The organism is Janthinobacterium sp. 1_2014MBL_MicDiv (assembly GCF_001865675.1).
GTDB lineage: Bacteria > Pseudomonadota > Gammaproteobacteria > Burkholderiales > Burkholderiaceae_D > Janthinobacterium.
The window spans coordinates 432582-452565 of record NZ_CP011319.1 but is presented as its reverse complement, the minus strand read 5'-3'; the positions used below and the strand labels follow the sequence as shown (position 1 = coordinate 452565).

The 19984-nt window shown below is 64.5% G+C and carries 19 protein-coding genes; 3 read left to right on the top strand and 16 right to left on the bottom strand.

Annotated elements, in window-relative coordinates; genetic code table 11:
* The first annotated feature begins 4 nt into the window (after window positions 1-4).
* Genes YQ44_RS01990 through YQ44_RS01980 form a run of 3 tightly spaced genes read left to right on the top strand, consistent with a single transcriptional unit; the run spans window position 5 to window position 2189 of the window.
* Complete coding sequence (locus tag YQ44_RS01990) at window positions 5-394, top strand: type IV pilin protein (protein ID WP_083412091.1); 390 nt, start codon at window positions 5-7, stop codon at window positions 392-394.
* A 4-nt stretch (window positions 395-398) separates the two neighbouring features.
* Window positions 399-920, top strand: a complete 522-nt coding sequence (locus YQ44_RS01985; protein WP_071321946.1) for a type II secretion system protein — start codon at window positions 399-401, stop codon at window positions 918-920.
* Window positions 921-965: 45 nt separating this feature from the next.
* Window positions 966-2189, top strand: coding sequence for a M24 family metallopeptidase (locus tag YQ44_RS01980; RefSeq protein WP_071321945.1), 1224 nt, complete (start codon window positions 966-968; stop codon window positions 2187-2189).
* Window positions 2190-2252: 63 nt separating this feature from the next.
* Here YQ44_RS01980 and YQ44_RS01975 read toward each other — a convergent pair whose 3' ends face one another.
* From YQ44_RS01975 to paaE, 16 genes are all read right to left on the bottom strand, one after another.
* The gene (locus tag YQ44_RS01975; RefSeq protein WP_071321944.1) at window positions 2253-3827 is read right to left on the bottom strand and encodes a methyl-accepting chemotaxis protein; all 1575 of its coding nucleotides are present in this window, start codon (window positions 3825-3827) and stop codon (window positions 2253-2255) included.
* Window positions 3828-3892: 65 nt separating this feature from the next.
* Window positions 3893-4300, bottom strand: coding sequence for a hypothetical protein (locus YQ44_RS01970; RefSeq protein WP_071321943.1), 408 nt, complete (start codon window positions 4298-4300; stop codon window positions 3893-3895).
* Between the two features lie 10 nt (window positions 4301-4310).
* Entirely contained in the window at window positions 4311-5576 is a 1266-nt protein-coding gene (locus YQ44_RS01965; protein WP_071321942.1) for a hypothetical protein, read from the bottom strand.
* 416 nt (window positions 5577-5992) lie between these two features.
* Window positions 5993-8044 (bottom strand): phenylacetic acid degradation bifunctional protein PaaZ, encoded by a 2052-nt coding sequence (gene paaZ, locus YQ44_RS01960; protein ID WP_071321941.1) that lies wholly within the window; start codon window positions 8042-8044, stop codon window positions 5993-5995.
* Window positions 8045-8076: 32 nt separating this feature from the next.
* Window positions 8077-8691: a phenylacetic acid degradation protein PaaY gene (gene paaY, locus YQ44_RS01955; protein ID WP_071321940.1), complete on the bottom strand. Its 615-nt coding sequence runs from the start codon at window positions 8689-8691 to the stop codon at window positions 8077-8079.
* Window positions 8692-8700: 9 nt separating this feature from the next.
* The gene (locus YQ44_RS01950) at window positions 8701-9438 is read right to left on the bottom strand and encodes an ABC transporter ATP-binding protein (RefSeq protein WP_442905889.1); all 738 of its coding nucleotides are present in this window, start codon (window positions 9436-9438) and stop codon (window positions 8701-8703) included.
* A complete protein-coding gene (locus tag YQ44_RS01945; RefSeq protein WP_071321938.1) occupies window positions 9435-10190 on the bottom strand; it encodes an ABC transporter ATP-binding protein in 756 nt (251 codons plus the stop codon). Before YQ44_RS01945 ends, YQ44_RS01950 begins: the two co-directional genes overlap by 4 nt.
* Window position 10191: 1 nt before the next feature.
* On the bottom strand, window positions 10192-11208 hold the full coding sequence (locus YQ44_RS01940; RefSeq protein WP_071321937.1) for a branched-chain amino acid ABC transporter permease: 1017 nt from the start codon (window positions 11206-11208) through the stop codon (window positions 10192-10194).
* The gene (locus YQ44_RS01935; RefSeq protein ID WP_046684305.1) at window positions 11205-12083 is read right to left on the bottom strand and encodes a branched-chain amino acid ABC transporter permease; all 879 of its coding nucleotides are present in this window, start codon (window positions 12081-12083) and stop codon (window positions 11205-11207) included. Before YQ44_RS01935 ends, YQ44_RS01940 begins: the two co-directional genes overlap by 4 nt.
* Window positions 12084-12156: 73 nt before the next feature.
* Entirely contained in the window at window positions 12157-13308 is a 1152-nt protein-coding gene (locus YQ44_RS01930) for an ABC transporter substrate-binding protein (RefSeq protein ID WP_071321936.1), read from the bottom strand.
* A gap of 84 nt (window positions 13309-13392) precedes the next feature.
* The gene (gene pcaF / locus YQ44_RS01925) at window positions 13393-14598 is read right to left on the bottom strand and encodes a 3-oxoadipyl-CoA thiolase (protein WP_071321935.1); all 1206 of its coding nucleotides are present in this window, start codon (window positions 14596-14598) and stop codon (window positions 13393-13395) included.
* A gap of 30 nt (window positions 14599-14628) precedes the next feature.
* The gene (gene paaK, locus YQ44_RS01920; protein WP_071326197.1) at window positions 14629-15957 is read right to left on the bottom strand and encodes a phenylacetate--CoA ligase PaaK; all 1329 of its coding nucleotides are present in this window, start codon (window positions 15955-15957) and stop codon (window positions 14629-14631) included.
* A 70-nt stretch (window positions 15958-16027) separates the two neighbouring features.
* Window positions 16028-16486 carry a hydroxyphenylacetyl-CoA thioesterase PaaI gene (gene paaI, locus YQ44_RS01915; protein WP_232251031.1) on the bottom strand — a complete coding sequence of 153 codons (459 nt, stop codon included), beginning with the start codon at window positions 16484-16486 and terminating at the stop codon, window positions 16028-16030.
* Complete coding sequence (gene paaH, locus YQ44_RS01910; RefSeq protein WP_071321933.1) at window positions 16476-18044, bottom strand: 3-hydroxyacyl-CoA dehydrogenase PaaH; 1569 nt, start codon at window positions 18042-18044, stop codon at window positions 16476-16478. Before paaH ends, paaI begins: the two co-directional genes overlap by 11 nt.
* A gap of 1 nt (window position 18045) precedes the next feature.
* The gene (paaG, locus tag YQ44_RS01905) at window positions 18046-18837 is read right to left on the bottom strand and encodes a 2-(1,2-epoxy-1,2-dihydrophenyl)acetyl-CoA isomerase PaaG (RefSeq protein WP_071321932.1); all 792 of its coding nucleotides are present in this window, start codon (window positions 18835-18837) and stop codon (window positions 18046-18048) included.
* Between the two features lie 50 nt (window positions 18838-18887).
* Complete coding sequence (paaE, locus tag YQ44_RS01900) at window positions 18888-19967, bottom strand: 1,2-phenylacetyl-CoA epoxidase subunit PaaE (protein ID WP_071321931.1); 1080 nt, start codon at window positions 19965-19967, stop codon at window positions 18888-18890.
* Window positions 19968-19984: the final 17 nt, after the last annotated feature.

The window sequence follows — 19984 nt, the reverse complement described above, 5'->3', positions numbered from 1 at the left end:
TGCCATGCGCCTGCCCTCCCCGCGCCGCCTGCGCGGCTTCACGCTGGTCGAACTGCTGGTGGTGCTGGCGATCATCTCGCTGCTGCTGACGATCGCCATTCCCCGCTACTTCGGTTCGGTGGAAAAGTCGAAGGAAGTCGCCCTGAAGGAAAACCTGCAGGTGCTCCGCAGCGGCCTGGATAAATACTATGCCGACAAGGGGGAGTATCCGGCCGCGCTGGCCGACCTCGTGACCCACCATTACTTCCGCAGCGTGCCATTGGACCCCGTCACGGAGTCCGCCGCCACCTGGCAATTGATCCCTTCGCCCAATGGCGAGATCAGCGGCGTGGCCGACGTGCGCAGCGGCGCCAAGGGCAAGACGCGCGAGGGCATCCCCTTTGAACAGCTCTAGGAAAATGCGGCGGCGGGCAGCAGGCTTCGCCTACATCTGGACCCTGATGCTGGTGGCCTTCATGGGCGTGGGCCTGGTGCTGGCCAGCGAACTGCATGCCACCGCCGCGCGGCGCGACAAGGAACGCGCACTGCTGTTCATCGGCCATGAATTCCGCAATGCGCTGGGACGCTACTATGAAAGCACGCCCGATGACGGACGCCCCCGCTATCCGCTGACCATGCAGGAATTGCTGAAGGATCCGCGCTTCGCCAACGCCAGACGGCACCTGCGCCGCCTGTATGCGGACCCCGTCACCGGCAAGGCGGAATGGGGCCTGCTGCGGCAGGAGGGACGCATCGTCGGCATCCATTCGCTGTCGCCGCAGCTGCCGGTCAAGCAGGACAACTTCCTCGATGAAGACGCCAGCCTGCGCCGCAAGCAGCGCTACGCGGACTGGCAATTCACCTATCCGCACGACCTGGTGCTGACGCCGCCCGATGCCGCCGGCGGCGCGCCCGGGCTCAAGCCGAAAGCCCCGAACTGATATCATGCTCGCTTTCAGCATCGCGCATCGCACAAAGGAGCAGGCATGAGCATAGGTGGCACTTCCATCGAACAGGCATTGGCATCGTTGTCGGACATGACAGGCGGCATGGTCGCCATCGGCAAGGACGAACACGCGCAACGCATCGGCAAGGCGCAAGCCTATATGCGCGAACAGGGCATCGCCGCGATCTATCTGAACGCGGGCGCCAACCTCACCTACTTCACGGGCACCAAATGGTATGCCAGCGAACGCATGGTGGGCGCCATCCTGCCGGCCAGCGGCGAGATCGAATACATCGCTCCCGCCTTCGAGGAAAGCACCTTGAAGGGCTTCATGCTCATCGAGGGTAAGGTCAATTGCTGGGAAGAGCATGAAAGCCCGTACCAGCTGTTCGTCGACGTGCTGGCCCGCATGGGCGTGGCGCAGGATGTGGCCAGGCCGCCGCGCGTGGGCATTTGCGAAAGCGCAGCCTTTTTCATCTACGACGGCATCAAGCCGCTGGCCGCCGGCTACGCGCTGGAAAACGCGCGCGCCGTGACGGCATACTGCCGCAGCCGCAAGTCAGAGGCGGAAATCGCCCTGATGCAGCGCGTGATGGACATGACCCTGGCCGTGCACGTGGCCACGGCCAGCATGCTGTACGAAGGCATCACGACGGTGGAAGTGGAGGAATTCATCCAGCGCGCGCACCGCAAGGTAGGCGCGCCGCGCTCCTACTTCTGCATCGTGCTGTTCGGCGAAGCCACCGCCTACCCGCATGGAGTCAATTACGTGCAGACCCTGAAGGCGGGCGACACCGTGTTGATCGACACGGGTTGCCAGGTGATGAACTACATCTCCGATATCACGCGCACCTATGTGTTCGGCACCATCAGCGAGCGCCAACGCTCCGTGTGGAATAGCGAAAAGGCGGCGCAGGCCGCAGCGTTTGCCGCCGCCCGGCTGGGCGTTCCCTGCGGCGACGTCGACCGCGCCGCCCGCGTCTCGCTGGAGGCCGACGGCTTTGGCCCCGGTTACAAGCTGCCCGGCCTGCCGCACCGCACGGGCCACGGCATCGGCCTCGACATCCACGAATGGCCTTACCTGGTCGGCAATGACACCACGCCGCTGGACGTGGGCATGTGTTTCTCGAACGAGCCGATGATCTGCATCCCCGGCGAATTCGGCATCCGTCACGAAGACCATTTCTACATGACGGAGAATGGTCCGCGCTGGTTCACGCAGCCGGCGCACAGCATCGACGATCCGTTCGGCCTGCAGGCGTAGTCCAGGTGTTGGATTACGCTGCGCTAATCCAACCTACGCCATGCCAGGCAGGTCAAGCTGGCATCACCGCAATGTCAGGTAGGTCGGATTAGCGCCCTGCGCGTAATCCGACACAGCGCTCACTTGCGCCAGCTTGAACACGGCCAGCGCCGTACCCAGTTGCACGGCCTGTTCCTGCAGCGATTCGGCCGCCGCCGATGCTTCCTCCACCAGCGCGGAATTTTGCTGCGTCATCTGGTCCATGCTGCCGATGGCCACGCCAATGTCGCCGATGCCGGCGCTCTGCGCCTGGCTGGCGGCGCTGATCTCGGCCATGATATCGGCCACCTTCTTCACCGAATCGACGATCTGGCCCATGGTCAGCCCCGCCTCGTCGACCAGCTTCGAGCCGACATTCACCTTCGCCACCGAGTCGCCGATCAGCTGCTTGATTTCGCGCGCCGCGCCGGCGCTGCGCTGCGCCAGGTTGCGCACCTCGGAGGCCACGACAGCAAAGCCGCGTCCCTGTTCGCCCGCGCGCGCCGCTTCCACGGCCGCATTCAGCGCCAGGATGTTCGTCTGGAAGGCGATGCTGTCGATGACGCCGATGATGTCGACGATGCGCTTCGACGAATCGTTGATCTCGCCCATGGTGGTCACCACCTGGCTGACCACTTGCCCGCCCTTGACCGCCACCGAGGACGCCGACACCACCAGTGCATGCGCCTGGCCCGCGTTGGCGGCGTTGTCGCGCACGGTGCTTGTGAGACTGTCCATGCTGCGGGCCGTCTGATCCAGGCTGCCCGCCTGCGATTCCGTGCGCGCGGCCAGGTCCGCATTGCCCTGCGCGATTTCAGCACTGGCTACCTGGATGGTTTCGGCCGACGCCTTGATGTCGGAAACCATGCCGCCCAGCTTGCCGCGCATGTCCTTCAAGGCCGCCAGCAGGCTGGCCTGGTCGCCCGCCTCGGTGGCGATATCCATCGAGAGGTCGCCGTCGGCCACGGCGCGCGCGATCTGGCGCGCGTATTCGGGCTCGCCGCCCAGCTGCTGCCAGATGGCGCGCACGACGAAGTGCGAGACGGCCACCAGGCAGACGATGACGATCAGCGCCACGGCGATACTGGTATTGAGCGCATTGCGCACATTGGCCGCGCTGCGTTCGATGCCCTGCTTGAACTGCGATTGCGCCTGCTCGTTGGTCTTCGCCAGGTCCGTATTGAGCGCAGCCAGCGCGCCCTGCATGCGCGCCACGGTGGCTTGCGGGTCGCCCTCTTCCATTTCCAGCATGATGCGCGCCGCGCTCAGGGCCGGTGCATAGTAGGCATCGAATTCCCTGGCCAGCCGCTGCCCATGCTCGCGCTGGCCCGGAATCGCGGCAAAGGCGTCGAACTTCGCGCGCAGCTTGACGGCCTGGCCATCGACCTGGGCGATGCGCTCCTTGTCGCCTTCGCTGACGGCGTCGCGCAAGGCGTCGCCGACGGCGGCTACGTCCAGGGTCAGCGACTTGGCCATGTCGAGCACCGGATAATCCACGCTTTCGGTGGAGTGAATGGAATTGAGCGCGGCCGTGGACAGATAGGCGCTGACCGCCAGTCCCAGTCCGAAAATGACGGCCGAGACGACAGGTAGCGCCCATATCTTGCGTTTGATGCTCATTGCTGTCTCCTGATGTTATCTCGTGCAAAAGACGGCATGCGTCGCCGCATGCCGCCATGACGGCCTTATGGCGTCGTCAGCACCACTTTCACCGTGCCGTCGACGGCACTTTTCTCGATATAGCCGATGGCTTTCGGATCGGCGGCGACGGCCTTCTTCACGTCGGCGCTATTCGCCACTTCCTTCGGCAAGGTGGCCTTGCCCGTGAAAACCAGCTTGGACCACAGCGCCTTCGCCTGCGACGGTTCCTTGTCCGTCACTTTCTTGTAGAACTCGGCGCGCACGGGGGCGCTTTCCGGCTGGTCGATCGGCGTCATGGCCGTCGATTTACCGAGAAAGAACTGGGCCACCTGTTCATTCGTCATGGCAGCTGCGGCATTCTTCGTATTGACCACCACAACCACTTCGGCCATGGCGGGAACGGCGATTGCCAGCGCCAGCAAGGCAGCCACATTCACAATCATTGGTTTCATGCGGCGCTCCTTAGAAAACGAAATCGATGGCGGCGGCAGCCACCGTGACGGGGCCATGGAAGCCTGGCTTGGCTTGCACGAACAGGCCCTGGCCATTTTTCGGCTTGATGCGGTCGATCTGCACTTTCAAGGCGGCCGAGCGGTGGAAATCCCAGCGCACGCCGATGCTGTCCGTCGATTGTTCCAGCTGGTTGCGCGTGTTGGCCATGGTGTCGACGCCGGCCGACAGCGCGCGCAGGGTCGGCGTACAGGCGGCCGGGTAACCTGGCGGGCACGCGGCAGGCACGGTGTTGTTCACGCGTCCATCGGCCTTCAGGCTGGCGTGGCTGTAGTACGGCAGGAAAGCGCCGATGCGGTAAGCGGCCATCACGTACCACGAGGTGCTGTCGCTGACATAGCTGTCGGTCTTGCGCTTCGCATATTCGGACTGCAGCAGCACATTGTTCCAGTCCAGGCCCAGGCCGACGGACGTAAACGACGCTTTCTTTTCCTTCACCACCAGCGCATCGGCCAGGGCGCCCAGCTGGGCGAACTTGTAGCCGGAACCGGCCGCGCGCAGGCTGGCAATCAGGGTATTCTGGCTCGGCGAATCGTCGATGGTCAGCTTGGTCTCGGCGCGGCCGAAACGCACGGTGACCGGGCCATGTTCGGCCACCACATTGAGGGCCACGATGGACTTGCCTTTGACATGCACGGTCGAATCGGGTCCCGTCGCCAGGGTCGCCTTGGTGCTGCCCAGCGCCAGCTGCGTCGTCACGCTGGTGTCGCCCGCGCTGAATTGATACGTGCCGTCGATGCCGTCGATGCTGTTGAGCGGCACCTGCGAATACATCTCGCCGGGCGGACGCAGCATGGTGTTGGCATAGCCCACGTTGCGGTAATCGGAAATCATGAAGACGGGCAGGCCCATGCGGCCAATGCGCACGCTGAAGCTGTCCGACACCTTGGCCTTGGCGAAGGCCCAGGCCAGTTCGGCGCCGAAATCATCTTCGCCATCCTTGCGCGCCAGGCCTTGCGCGGTGGCCGACAGCCACGGGTTGACGGTGACGCTGGCCTGCAGGCCCAGGTTGGAATCGACGCCCGTGCGGGCGGTGCGGCCCGCGCCGCTGGCCTGGTTGGGACGCGCAAACTGCGCGCTGTCCGTATCGGCCATGGTCAGCGCGGCCGTGCCGTAGCCGCTGATCTTGACGGTGGGGCCGCTGGCGGCATCTTCGGCGTAGGCATGGCTGATGGCCAGGGGCATGGCCAGCAGCAAAAGCAGGACGTGTTTATTCATAGTAATCAAATACCCGTAGCGGAGAACGTTAATCGTGGAGTGGACTCGCGGTCGAAGGCTCACCGGCCGTGACAGGCCGGGTCCATTTTTTGCACGCCGCCAACGCCGTGCATCGGGTGCATGGCAGCGTGACCAGTGAGTCAAACCATGCTACAGAGAAAAGGTTTTACTTTGGAAAGTTTTCCTGAGGCAATGAGCCATTTCGCCATTTTTGCAGGAAAAAGCACGCATTCTAGAGGAGATTTTCTAAATAGCACGCCGCGTGAAACCACACTTTATCCCTATTTTTCATACACTTATGGATAATTCAAGACAAAAATAACGGAGCCCTACATGAATCGCGCGGCGCCCATAAAAAACGCCGCCCGCGCGAATATCGCGGGCGGCGCCGGTCAAACCAGTCCTGCCTGAGACGCTTACTCGCGCTTCGAGACGAGCGTCAGGATATCGTAGCTGGCCACCAGTTCTTCGTTCTGGTTGGTCACCTGCACGTCCCATGCAACGACGCCCTGGCCCACGCCAAACACGTCCTTGCGGTTGCGGTCGACCTTGCGCTTGCAGGTCAGGCGCGCGCGGATGGTGTCGCCGATGGCGACGGGCGCGACGAAGCGCAGGTTGTCCAGGCCATAGTTGGCCAGCACGGGGCCGACACCGGGCGAGACGAACAGGCCGGCGGCGGCCGACAGCACGAAGTAGCCATGGGCGATGCGCTTGCCGAACTGCGATTCCTTGGCCGCGATCTCGTCGAAGTGCATGTAGAAGAAGTCGCCCGAGATGCCGCCGAAGGCCACGATGTCCGCTTCGCTGACCGTGCGGCGATGCGTGAGCAGCGAGTCGCCCGTCTTCAGGTCCTCGAAATGCTTGCGGAACGGGTGGATCGGGCTTTCATTGACGTCCGCGCCGCGCACGTATTCGCCGGTGATGGCCGCCAGCATGGTCGGTGAACCCTGTACCGCCGCGCGTTGCAGGTAGTGGCGCACGGCGCGCACGCCGCCCAGCTCTTCGCCGCCGCCCGCGCGGCCAGGGCCGCCATGCTTCAGTTGCGGCAGGGGCGAGCCATGGCCCGTCGAATCGACGGACGCCACGCGCTCGAGCACATGCACGCGGCCATGCGTGGCCGCCACTTGCGGCACCACGCGCGCGGCGATCTTCGGATCGCGCGTCACCAGGGTGCTCACCAGGCTGCCCTTGCCGCGCGCAGCCAGCGCCAGCGCCTCGTCGATATCCGTATAGCCCATCATGGTGCTGACGGGGCCGAACGCTTCCACGTCATGCACGGCATCGTTGCCGAAGGCGTCGCGGCACAGCAGCAGGGTCGGCGAAAAGAAGCTGCCCTCCTGCGCGCCATCGCCCAGGGGATTGAAGCCGTCGGCTGCGCCGAACACCACTTCATTGCCCTGCGACAGGGTGGCGACACGCTCGGCCACGTCGTTCTGCTGCTCTTTCGAAGCCAGCGCGCCCATGCGCACGCCTTCGATGGACGGGTCGCCCACCACCACCTTGGCCAGGCGCTCGCGCAGCCGCGTGCCGACGGCGTCCATCAGGTGCCCGGGCACGATGATGCGGCGGATGGCCGTGCACTTCTGGCCCGACTTGCCCGTCATCTCGCGCACGACTTCCTTGACGAACAGGTCGAACTCCACGTCGTCGGGCGTGACGTCCGGCGCCAGGATGGCGCAGTTGAGCGAATCGGCTTCGCCATTGAACGGCACGGACTGGGCGATCAGGTTCGGATTCGTGCGCAGCTTGGCGGCGGTGGCGGCCGATCCCGTGAAGGTGACGAAATCCTGGCCATTCAGGCGGTCCAGCAAGTCGCCCGTGGAGCCGATCACCAGCTGCAGGCTGCCGGCCGGCAGCAGGCCCGATTCGTGCATCATGCGCACGACGGCCTGCGTCAGGTAGCTCGTCGCCGTGGCCGGCTTGGCGATGCAGGGCATGGCGGCGAGAAAACTCGGGGCGAATTTTTCCAGCAGACCCCAGATGGGGAAATTGAAGGCGTTGATGTGCACGGCCAGGCCGCCGCGCGGCACCAGGATGTGCGTGCCGGCGAAGCCACCTTTTTTACCGAGCGCGATGGCCGGGCCTTCGTGCAGCACGTTCGACGACGGCAGCTCGTTGCTGCCCATGCTGGCGTAGGCGAACAGGGTGCCCGTGCCGCCTTCGATATCGACCCAGCTGTCGGCGCGCGTGGCGCCCGACAGGTGCGAGATCGCATACAGTTCTTCCTTGCGTTCGACCAGGTACAGCGCCAGCGCTTTCAGGCGCGCGGCGCGCTGCTGGAAGTCCAGCGCCATCAGGCCCGGCACGCCCGTCTTGCGGGCATAGGTGACGGCTTCGTCGAAATCGATCTTTTCCGCGTGCGTGTGATAGATGACGCGGTTGTTCAAGGCGCTGTGCAGGGGCACGGCGGCGCTTTCGCCCAGCCAGCGGCCGGCGATCAGGCTTTGCAGCGTGGATATTTGAGCCATGGATACTACTCCTATGTTGGTTTACTGCGTGCTTACTGCGCTGCGGCGTTCTTGTGCAAATGCAGCGGCAAGGCCGATTCAAAATTCAGGCGCTGGCGGTTCGCCTCGACTTCCGTCAGGGCTTCCACTTCGCGCATCGTCTGCATGGAGCGCACGGCCAGCTCATGGTACTGGCCGGTGCCCGAGCTTTTCCATTTGATTTCATCGTCGGTCAGCGCGCGCATCACCTTGGCCGGCGTGCCGACCACCATGCTGCGCGGCGCGACGATCATGCCCGCCTTGACGAAACTCATGGCCGCGACGATGGATTCCTCGCCGATGACGGCGTTGTCCATCACCACGGCGTTCATGCCGACCAGCGCATTGCGACCGATGCGGCAGCCGTGCAGCACCGCGCCGTGGCCGATATGGCCGTCGACCTCGACCACCGTGTCGCAGCCGGGGAAACCATGCATGACGCAGGTGTCCTGCAGATTGGCGCCTTCCTCCAGGATCAGGCGGCCGAAGTCGCCGCGGATCGAGGCCAGCGGGCCGATATAGCAGCGCGGGCCGACGATCACGTCGCCGATCAGCACCGCGCTCGGATGCACATAGGCGCTGGGGTGGACGACGGGGGTGACGCCGTTGATTTCATACACTTTGACCATACAGACTCCTTACATGCCCAGATAGGCGCTTTGTACCTGCTCGTTATGCAGCAATTCGGGACCGGGGCCGGACAGCGTAATGGCGCCCGTCTCGATCACATAACCGACGTCGGCGATCGACAGGGCCGCATGCGCATTCTGCTCGACGAGGAAGATGGTGATGCCCTGGTCGCGCAGTTCGGCGACGATGCGGAAGATTTCCGCGATCAGCAGGGGCGCCAGGCCCATGCTCGGCTCATCGAGCAGCAGCAGTTGCGGACGGCCCATCAGCGCGCGCGCCATGGCCAGCATCTGCTGCTGGCCGCCAGAGAGCGTCCCGGCCAGCAGGCCGCGTTTTTCCTTCAAAATCGGGAACAGGCCGTACATGCGCTCCATGTCGCCCGCCACGTCCTGCGCGGGGCGCGTAAAGGCGCCCAGGCGCAGATTATCCTCGACCGTCATGGGGCCGAACACCTGCCGCCCTTCCGGCACCTGGCAAATGCCGGCGCGCACGCGCCTGTCGGCGCTCATGCGGCTCACGTCCTGTCCGGCAAAGGCGATGCTGCCGGCGCTGATCGGCTGCACGCCGGAGATGGCGCGCAGCAGGGTCGTCTTGCCGGCGCCATTCGCGCCCACCAGCGCCACCAGCTGCCCCTGGCGCACCTGCAGGTCGATGCCGTGCAGGGCCTGGATGCGGCCGTAATGGCTGGTGAGTCCCTGGATATCAAGTACCAGCGACGATTGCTTGTTGAGATTCTCCTGCATCATGCCGCCACTCCCAGATACGCCGCCACCACGTCGGGATTCGCGCGCACTTCGGCGGCGGTTCCCTCGGCCAGCTTCTTGCCATAGTCGAGCACCAGGATATGGTCCGACAGATTCATCACCAGCTTCATGTCATGCTCGACCAGCACCACCGTCACGCCCGACTGCGCCACCTTGCGGATCAGCGCCTCGATCTCGCCCGTTTCCGTGTGGTTCAAGCCGGCCGCCGGCTCATCGAGCAGCAGCACCTGCGGCTTGGCCGCCAGCGCGCGGGCGATCTCCAGGCGTTTTAACGCGCCGTACGACATCTGCCCCGCCTCGTCGTCGATATGCCGCCCCACGCCGACAAACTCCATCAGGCCCGCCGCCTCGTCGCGGCACGCCGCATCGGCACGCCGCACGGAAGGCAGGCGCAGCATGGAGGCGAACAGGTTCTGGTTCAGGCGCAAATGCGCGCCCACCATCACGTTGTCGATGGCCGTCATGTTCATGCACACCTGCAGGTTCTGGAAGGTGCGGCTCATGCCGCGCCGCGCCAGCGCGTCGGGCGGCATGGCGGCCACGTTCTCGCCATTGAGCAGGATTTCTCCCCTGGTCGGCGTGTAGACACCGGTGATCAGGTTGAACAGGGTCGTCTTGCCGGCGCCGTTCGGCCCGATCACGGAGTGGATATTGCCCTCCTTGACCGTGAAGCTCACGTCCTGCACCGCGTGCACGCCGCCAAAGCTCTTGCTCAGGTTCTTAATCGTCAGCATTTCATACCTCCTGCGCCGGTGGTTTTGCCGCGCCTTCGGGGGCTTTGGGTGCCTGCGGCACCGCTGCCCGCTTGCGCGAACGGCTGGCCAGGCTGGGCACGAGGCCTTTCGGCCTGAAGATCATGGTGGCCATCAGGATCACGCCAAACACCACCGTTTCCCAGCCCTCAAAGCTGGACAGCAGCTGCGGCAGGACCGTCAGCAGGGCCGCGCCGATGATGGAGCCGAAGATCGACGCCATGCCGCCCACCACCACCATCGTCACCAGCTCGATCGAGTGGAAGAAGCCGGCCAGGTTGGGGGTAATAAAACCGATGTAGTGGGCGCTGATGCTGCCCGCGATGCTGGCGATCACCGCCGACAGCACGAACACGCGCACCTTGAAGCGCGTCGTGTCGACGCCCACCACGCGGGCTGCCACTTCCGAACCGTGGATGGCCTGCAGCGCGCGGCCGACCGGCGAATCGATCAGGTTCAGGGCCAGCCACGTGACCAGCAACAGCAGCACGGCGCACACGATGTACCACGATTTTTCGCCGGCGATTTCCAGGCCGGCCACCGTGAAGGCGGACACGCCGATGCCGTCCGGCCCACCCGTCCATTGCGTCTCGTTGTTGATGACGATGGAAATGATGATGCCCAGGCCCAGGGTCGCCATGGCCAGGGTATGCCCCTTGAGTTTCAGCACGGGACGGGCCAGCAGCAGGGCCAGCAAGCCCGTGGCGACCGCTCCGGCGGCCAGCGCCGCCAGCGGCGGCCAGCCATAGTGCGTGGTCAGCACGGCAGACGCATACGCGCCCAGGCCATAGAAACCGGCGTGGCCCAGGCTGATCTGGCCCGTGTAGCCCATCAGCAGGTTCAGGCCGATGACGACGATGGCGTTCAGGGCGATGCGGATCGTCACGTCATAGTAGAACGCATTGCTGAGGAAAAGCGGCAGGATGGCCAGCACGAGTGCCAGTACCAGCAGCCCGCCATGGCGCGAACGGCTAAAGAAGGTTGGCAACTGCGTCTTCATACACGCTCCGAATTTTTGGCGCCAAACAAGCCTTGCGGCAGGAAGAACAGGATCAATAGAATCAGCACGAAGGGCACGGCGTCCTTGTACGCCGACGAGATATAGCCGGCCGTCATGGCTTCGGCAATGCCGAGGATCAGGCCGCCGGCAATCGCACCCGCGCCGCCGCCCAGGCCACCCAATACGGCGGCGACAAAGCCTTTCAGGCCCAGCATGATGCCCGCGTCGTACGAGGTGTAGGTGATCGGCGCGACGAGGATGCCGCCCGCGGCGCCCAGCAGGGCCGACAGGCCGAACGAAAACAGCAGCACTTTGCGCGTGTTGATGCCCACCAGTTGCGCGGCCAGCTTGTTGTGCGAGGTGGCCAGCATGGCCTTGCCCATCAGGGTGCGGCCGAAGAACCAGCCCAGCACCAGCACGATGACGACGGTCACGCCCAGCACCCACAGGCTTTGCGGCAGCAGGCTGGCGCCCAGGAATTCGATCGGCGCATCGCCGGAAAAGGCCGGCAGCGAATGCGTATCCTTGCCCAGCCAGATTTGCACGAGGCCGCGCAGCACCAGCGAGGCGCCGATGGTAATGATCAGCAGCGTGATGACCTGCGCGTTCTGCGCCGGCTCGATCACGGTTTTTTCCATCAGGAGGCCGACCAGGCCCGTGGCGATGACGGCCAGGATGATGGCCAGCGGCAGCGGCACGCCGGCGGCCGACATCACGGCGGCCAGCATTCCGCCCAACATGATGAATTCGCCCTGGGCGAAGTTGATCACGCCACTGGTGTTGTAGATGATGGTGAAGCCCAGCGCCGCCAGCGCGTAGGCGGAACCGACCGTCATCCCGGAATACAGAAATTGTAGAAATTGAGCGACTTCCATGGTGTCTCCATTATGTTCGGCTACGCGCGGGCCGCCTTCGAGGGCGGCCTCGCGCAGGTACTTCCGGCTTACATTATTTCGACAGTTGCCATTCGCCGTTCTTCACTTCGACCATGCGGAACGCCGACAGGTCCAGGCCCATATGGTCTTTGGCCGACATGTTGAACACGCCCGTGGTGCCGACAAAGCCCTTGGTCTGCTCCAGCGCCGCGCGCACTTTTTCGCGGTCCGTGCCGCCGGCGCGCTTGATGGCGTCCACCGACAGGTTCAGGGCGTCGAGCGCATAACCGCCGAACGTCGATGGTTCGATCTTGTAGCGCTCCTTGTAGGTCTTGTCGTAGCCGACGACGACGGCTTTCTGCGCATCGCTGTCGGGCAGCATGGCGCCGATCAGCAGGGCCGGCGTCGGCAGGCGCACGCCCTCGGCGGACTTGCCCGACAATTTCAGGTACTCGTCGGAGGCCACGCCGTGCGACTGGTACAGCGGCAGCGCGGCCATGCCCAGCTGGCCGTAGTTCTTGGTGACCACGGCAGGGCCCTGGCCCAGGCCGAAGACGAATACGGCTTGCACGCCCTTGGTATTCTTGATGCGCGTCAGCTGTGCCGTGATGTCCGTGTCCTTCGGACCGTAGGTTTCATCGGCCACCAGGGTGATGCCATACTTGGAGGCGACGATCTGCGATTCCTTGCGGCCCGAGGCGCCGAAGCCGCTCGTTTCCGACAGCAGGCCCACCTTGCTGATGCCGCGCTTCTTCATGTCCTCGAACACCTTTTCGGCCGCCATGCGGTCCGTGTGCGGCGTCTTGAAGACCCATTTCTTCACCGGATCGATGATGACCACGGCGCCCGCCAGCGAGATGAACGGCATGCTGGCGCGGTCCACCAGCGGCGCCATCGCCATCGTCGCGCCCGTGGTGGTACCGCCGATCAGCACATCGACCTTGTCCGACTCGATCAGGCGCTTGGTAAAGCCGTTGGCCTTGGCCGCATCGCTGCCATCGTCGTAGTGCACGAGTTCCAGCTTGCGTCCCAGGACGCCGCCGGCCGCGTTGATCTTCTCGATGTACAGCTGCAGGGTTTTCAGTTCAGGGTCGCCCAGGAAGGCGGCCGGCCCCGTGACGGACAGCACGGCACCGATCTTGATATTCTCGGCCGCGTACGCGCCCGCGGCAGACATGGCCAGCACGCCGGCGATCAGGGTTTTCTTGAAGATATTGGCAATCATTGTGGTCTCCACCAGGTTGGCACTGCGGTCAATGTATGGTCGGCGCTTTTTTACAAGCCTGCGCCTTTTTTTGTTTTTACTTTGTTATACGCGTTCGATCACGACGGCGATACCCTGCCCCACGCCGATGCACATGGTGCACAGCGCATAGCGCCCGCCCGTGCGCTCGAGCTGGTTCAGCGCGGCCATCACGAGGCGCGCGCCCGAGGCGCCCAGCGGATGGCCGATGGCGATGGCGCCGCCATTCGGATTGACGTGCGCGGCATCGTCGGCCAGGCCCAGGTCGCGCGTGACGGCCAGCGCCTGCGCGGCAAACGCCTCATTGAGTTCGATCACGTCCATCTGTTCGATGCTCAGGCCCGTCTGCGCCAGCACCTTGCGCGAGGCCGGCGATGGACCGAAGCCCATGATGCGCGGCGCCAGGCCGGCCGTGGCCATGCCCAGCACCTTCGCGCGCGGCGTCAGCTTGTATTTGTCGACGGCGGCGGCGGACGCCAGCAGGATCGCGCAGGCGCCGTCGTTCAAGCCCGAGGCATTGCCGGCCGTGACGGTGCCGTCCGCCTTGACCACGCCCTTGAGCTTTGCCAGCATCTCCGGCGAGGTGTCCGGGCGCGGATGTTCGTCGCTGGTGACCATTTTAGGATCGCCCTTTTTTTGCGGCACGGCGACGGGCACGATTTCGCGCTCGAACACGCCAGCCGCGTGGGCGGCTGCCCAGCGCTGCTGGCTGCGCAAGGCCAGAGCATCCTGGTCGGCGCGGCTGATGCCAAATTCCACGGCCACGTTTTCCGCCGTTTCCGGCATGGTGTCGATGCCGTACTGCGCCTTCATCTTGCCGTTCACGAAACGCCAGCCCAGGGTGGTGTCTTCGATTTTCGCCGCGCGCGAGAACGCGCTGTCGGCCTTGCCCATGACGAAAGGCGCGCGCGTCATGCTTTCCACGCCGCCGGCGATGATCAGTTCCGCCTCGCCCGCCTTGATGGAGCGGGCAGCCATGCCGACGGCATCCAGGCTGGAGCCGCACAGGCGGTTGATGGTATTGGCGGGCACCACATCCGGCAAGCCGGCCAGCAGCGCGGCCATGCGGCCCACGTTGCGGTTGTCTTCGCCCGCCTGGTTGGCGCAGCCGTAAAATACGTCGTCGATGGCGGACCAGTCGACGGACGGGTTGCGCGCGATCAGCGCGGCGATCGGCAGCGCGCCCAGGTCGTCGGCGCGCACGCCGGAGAGCGCACCGCCATAGCGGCCGAAGGGCGTGCGCACGGCGTCACAGATAAAAGCGTCGTTCATGTTTGTCCTTGTTCTGTCTATTCTGTCTGATCAGGAGAAAATCTTCGGGCGCTGGTCGATCACGCGCCGGGCCTTGCCCGTCAGCGTGCGTTCGATACCGGAAGCGGCCACCAGGCGCACGCGCGTGCTCACGCCCACGTGCGTCTTGATGCGGTGCTCCAGCTCGCGCGCCAGGGCGTCCGTCTCGCTGGCCGAGATGGTGGACGTCAGGTCGATGCGCAGCTCGGCGATGACTTCGAGCTTGTCGAGATGGCCGTCGCGCGTGACCACCAGCTGGTATTGCGGCGCCAGGCGCGGCATCTTGAGGATCAGTTCCTCGATCTGCGTGGGGAAGACGTTGACGCCGCGGATGATCAGCATGTCGTCCGAACGGCCCGTGATCTTGCCGATGCGGCGCATCGAACGCGACGTCGGCGGCAGCAGGCGGGTCAGGTCGCGCGTGCGGTAGCGGATGATGGGCAGCGCCTCTTTCGACAGCGACGTAAATACCAGCTCGCCCTCTTCGCCGTCCGGCAGCACTTCGCCCGTTTCCGGATCGATGATCTCCGGATAAAAGTGGTCTTCCCAGATGACGGGGCCGTCCTTGCTTTCGATGCATTCGGATGCCACGCCAGGCCCCATCACTTCGGACAGGCCGTAGATGTCGACGGCGTCGATGCCGGCGCGCGCCTCGATTTCCGAACGCATGGCGTCCGTCCACGGCTCGGCGCCGAAAATACCCACCTTCAGCGACGATTCGGCAGGGTCGAGGCCCTGGCGCGTGAATTCCTCGATGATGTTGAGCATGTACGATGGCGTGACCATGATGATCGATGGCTTGAAGTCCTGGATCAGCTGTACCTGTTTTTCCGTCTGCCCGCCGGACATCGGGATGACCGTGCAACCGAGGCGCTCGGCGCCGTAGTGCGCGCCCAGGCCGCCCGTGAACAGGCCATAGCCGTAGGAGATATGCACCATGTCGCCGGCGCGGCCGCCGCCGGCGCGGATCGAGCGCGCCACCACATTGGCCCAGGTGTCGATGTCGTTCTGCGTATAGCCGACCACCGTGGCCTTGCCCGTGGTGCCGCTCGAGGCGTGGATGCGCACCACCTGCTCGCGCGGCACGGCGAACAGGCCGAATGGATAATTGTCGCGCAAGACCTTCTTGTCCGTGAACGGAAACCTGGCCAGGTCCGCCAAGGACTTCAGGTCATCCGGATGCACGCCCGCCGCATCGAAGGCGGCGCGGTAATGGGGCACGTTGTCATAGGCGTGCCTGAGCGACCATTGCATGCGTTCGAGCTGCAGCGCCTGCAGTTCATCCTTGCTGGCGCGCTCGATCGCTTCCAGGTCATTCGGGGCGGGATAGCGTTGGACCATCATTGTCTCCTAATCGGTTCTTCAATTTTTCAAATCAGCTGCGGCAGTTCAAACCTGCTCTTGTGCTACTTCAAGCGCTAATGACTTCGCCGGCCACGCGGATCGACTTGCCGCGAAATAGCGCGATCGCGCGCCCTTCCTGGTTGCTGACCTTGACGTCATAGACGCCGCTCTTGCCCGCCAGCGCCTGCTCGACGGCATCGGCCGTCAGCACATCGCCTTCGCGGCCCGGCGCCAGGTAGTCGATGGTGCAGCCGGCGCCCACGGTGTTCATGTTGTAGCTGTTGCAGGCGAAGGCAAAGGCGCTGTCTGCCAGGGCAAAGATAAAGCCACCATGGCAGGTCTGGTGGCCGTTGAGCATGTCGGCGCGCACCGTCATCGTCATGCGCGCATAGCCCGGGCGTACTTCGGCCAGGGCGATGCCCATGGCGGCGGTGGCGTTATCGCGCGACAGCATGGACGCGGCGGAAGCTTCGGCCAGGGCCTGGGCGGTCAGGTTGCGATCTTCATTCGACATATCATTCGGCATGAAACGGTGCTCCATTGGCGAGTTTGCGGCGCAGCAGCGGCGAGACGCGGTAACGGTCCTCGCCATAGCCCTGCGCCAGGTTGTGCAGCACGGTCACGATGTGGGCAACGCCCACCTGGTCGGCCCAGGCCAGCGGTCCGCGCGGGTAATTGACGCCCTTCTGCATGGCGATATCGACGGCGGCCACGGTGCACACGCCCTGGTTGACGGCGTCTGCCGCCTCGTTGGCCAGCATGGCCACGGTGCGCATGACAGCCAGGCCAGGCACGTCGTCCAGGCGGGTCACGATGAAACCGGCGGCCTGGAACAGGCCCACGGCAGCCGCATAGGCCGCGTCGCTGCACTGGTCGGCGCGCGCCACGGCGATTCGCTTGGCAGCGGCGTAATCGAGTGCCAGGTCGAACAGCACCGTGTCCGGATGCTGGTTGTCGTGCGCGCGCTGGGTGGCGCTGCGCCCGTCGGTAAGGTAGATCGCGGCGCCGTTGCAATGCAGGGCGGGCGCTTCATCGCATGTTTCGCCTTCCTGCACGACGCGGCGGCTGACAGTGAGGCCGGCGTGCTCGAGGCGCTGCACCAGGCTATGCACAATGCCGCTGTGGCCGCGCCCGTCGCTGCCGATGGCCGCCGAGATGGCAACGAACTCCGGCTTCGGCTGCGGACCTTCCGCCTGCGCCACGGGAGCGGCCGCGCCTTCGCCATATGGGTAGAAGCCGCGGCCAGATTTGCGGCCCAGGAAGCCCGCGTTGACCATTTCCTGCTGCAGCACGGACGGCGTGAAGCGCGGATCGTTGAAATAGGCGCCGAACACGGATTGCGTGACGGAGAAATTCACGTCGTGGCCGATCAGGTCCATCAATTCGAATGGTCCCATGCGGAAGCCGCCCGCTTCGCGCAGCACGGCGTCGATGGTGGCGGCGTCGCCCGCCTGCTCGTTCAGCAAGCGCCAGCCTTCCGCGTAAAACGGACGGGCGACCCGGTTGACGATGAAGCCCGGCGTCGATTTCGCATGCACGGGGTTCTTGCCCCAGGCAATCGACGTATCGTGGACGGTGGCGGCGACTTGCGCGCTGGTGGCCAGGCCACTGATCACCTCGACCAGCGCCATCAAGGGCACCGGGTTAAAGAAATGCATGCCGACCAGGCGTTCCGGGCGGCGCAGCCTGGCGGCAATCGCCGTAACGGAAATCGACGAGGTATTCGTCGCCAGGATGCAGTCGTCGCTGACCACCGCTTCGAGCTCGGCGAACAGGCCGCGCTTGACGTCGAGGTTTTCCACGATGGCTTCCACCACCAGGGAAGCGTCAGCCACGTCGGCCAGGCTGCCCGCCGCCTGCAGGCGCGCCGTGGCGGCCGCCGCGTCGTCAGCCGTCATGCGGCCCTTCTCGGCCAGCTTCGCATACATCTTGCCGATATCCAGCAAGGCCTTGCTGACGGCTTCCGCGCGCGTGTCGTACAGCTTTACGCGGTAGCCGGCGGCAGCGGCCACCTGCGCGATGCCGGCGCCCATGGCGCCGCTGCCAATGACGGCGACAATGCTGTTGTGTGCCAATGCGGTCATATCAGTGTCCCTTGAATTGCGGTGCGCGCTTTTCCATGAAGGAGGCCACGCCTTCGCGGTAATCGTCGCTGTTACCGAGTTCGCTCATCATGCGCGCTTCCAGCGCCAGCTGCTGCGGCAGGGTGTTGGCGCCGCTGGCGGCCAGCGCCTGCTTGGTGAACGCCAGGCCCTTGGTCGGCGCCGTGGAAAAGTGCACGGCCAATTTCTGCGTTTCTTCCGCCAGCTGCGCGTCGTCCACGCATTTCCAGATCAGGCCCCAGTCTTCCGCTTTTTCCGCCGTCAGTTTTTCACCGAGCATGGCCAGGCCCATGGCACGCGCGGAACCGATCAGGCGCGGCAGGAAGAAGGTGCCGCCCGTGTCCGGGATCAGGCCCAGCTTGCAGAACACCTCGACGAAGCTGGCCGACTTGCCGGCGATGACGATATCGCAGGCCAGGGCCAGGTTGGCTCCCGCGCCCGCCGCCACGCCATTGACGGCGCAGATCACGGGCATCGGCAAGGCCTTCAGGGCCAGCACCAGCGGCGCATAGTTTTTTTCCACCGACTCGCCCAGGTCCACGCCTTTCGAACCCGGCTCCACGGCGCGGTCGGACAAGTCCTGCCCCGCGCAAAAGCCGCGCCCCGCACCCGTCAGCACGAAGACGCGCACGGCGCTGTCGGCGTTGACCTTGGCGATGGCGTCGCGCACTTCCTCGTGCATGGCCTGGGTAAAGCTATTGAGTTTGTCGGGGCGGTTCAGGGTGAGCGTGGCGATGCCCTGCTCGATGGTGAAGAGGATGTTTTGGTAGCTCATGGCGTCTCGCTTTTTAATGGGTACGGCAGGGCACCAGCCCTGCGCCGGCTTTATTCTGCCTGGTCGAAGTCGACGACGACCTTGTCGGTCAGCGGGAAGCTCTGGCAGCTGAGGACGAAACCGCGCGCCACTTCATAATCTTCCAGCGCGTAGTTGACGTCCATCTCGACCTTGCCGTCGATTATCTTGCAGCGGCAGGTGGAGCACACGCCGCCCTTGCACGAGTAGCGCATGTCGATGCCCTGACGCAGGCCGGCGTCGAGGATGGATTCCTTGTCCTTGTCCATCGTGAAGGTGGTGTGGTTGCCGTCCATGATGACGGTCACTTCCGTTTCCTGCACGACGCCCGCGTCCAGCTGGGCGCGCGGCTTGTGGGCGTTTTTCGGGATGCTGGCCGCGAACAGTTCGATCTTGATATTCTGCTTCGGCATGCCGGCCGCCTGCAGGGCGGCGGAGACGCCCAGCATCATGTCTTCCGGGCCACAGATGAAGGCGTTGTCGTAGTCCTCGACCTTGATCCAGTGCTGCAGGAACTGCTCGCATTTTTCCTGCGTGATGCGGCCGTTGAACAATTCGATGTCCTGCTGCTCGCGGCTCATCACATACACGAGGTTCAGGCGCTCCAGGTACACATCCTTCAAGTCCGTCAGTTCTTCCTTGAAGATGACGGAGGACGAGGCGCGGTTGCCGTAAAACAGCGTGAAACGGCTCAGGGGTTCCGTCAGCAAGGTGGTCTTGATGATGGAGAGGATGGGCGTGATGCCGCTGCCGGCCGCGAAAGCCAGGTAGTGCTTGCGGTTGACGCAGTCGAGCGGCACGTTGAAGTGGCCCATGGGCGGCATCACCTCGATGGTGGCGCCCGCTTTCAGGGTGTCGTTGGCCCAGGTCGAAAAAGCGCCGCCCGGCGTGCGCTTGATGGCCACGCGCAGGGTGCCGTCCTGCACCGCCGAGCAGATCGAATACGAGCGGCGCACGTCTTCCGCATTGATATTGGCGCGCAGGGTCAGGTGCTGGCCCTGCTGGAAGCGGAACTGCTGTTCCAGCTCGGCCGGCACGGCGAACGTGACGGCGATGGTGTCGCGCGTTTCATTGCGCACGTTTGCCACGGACAGCGGATAAAATTTACTCATGCTTCATCTCCAGTTTC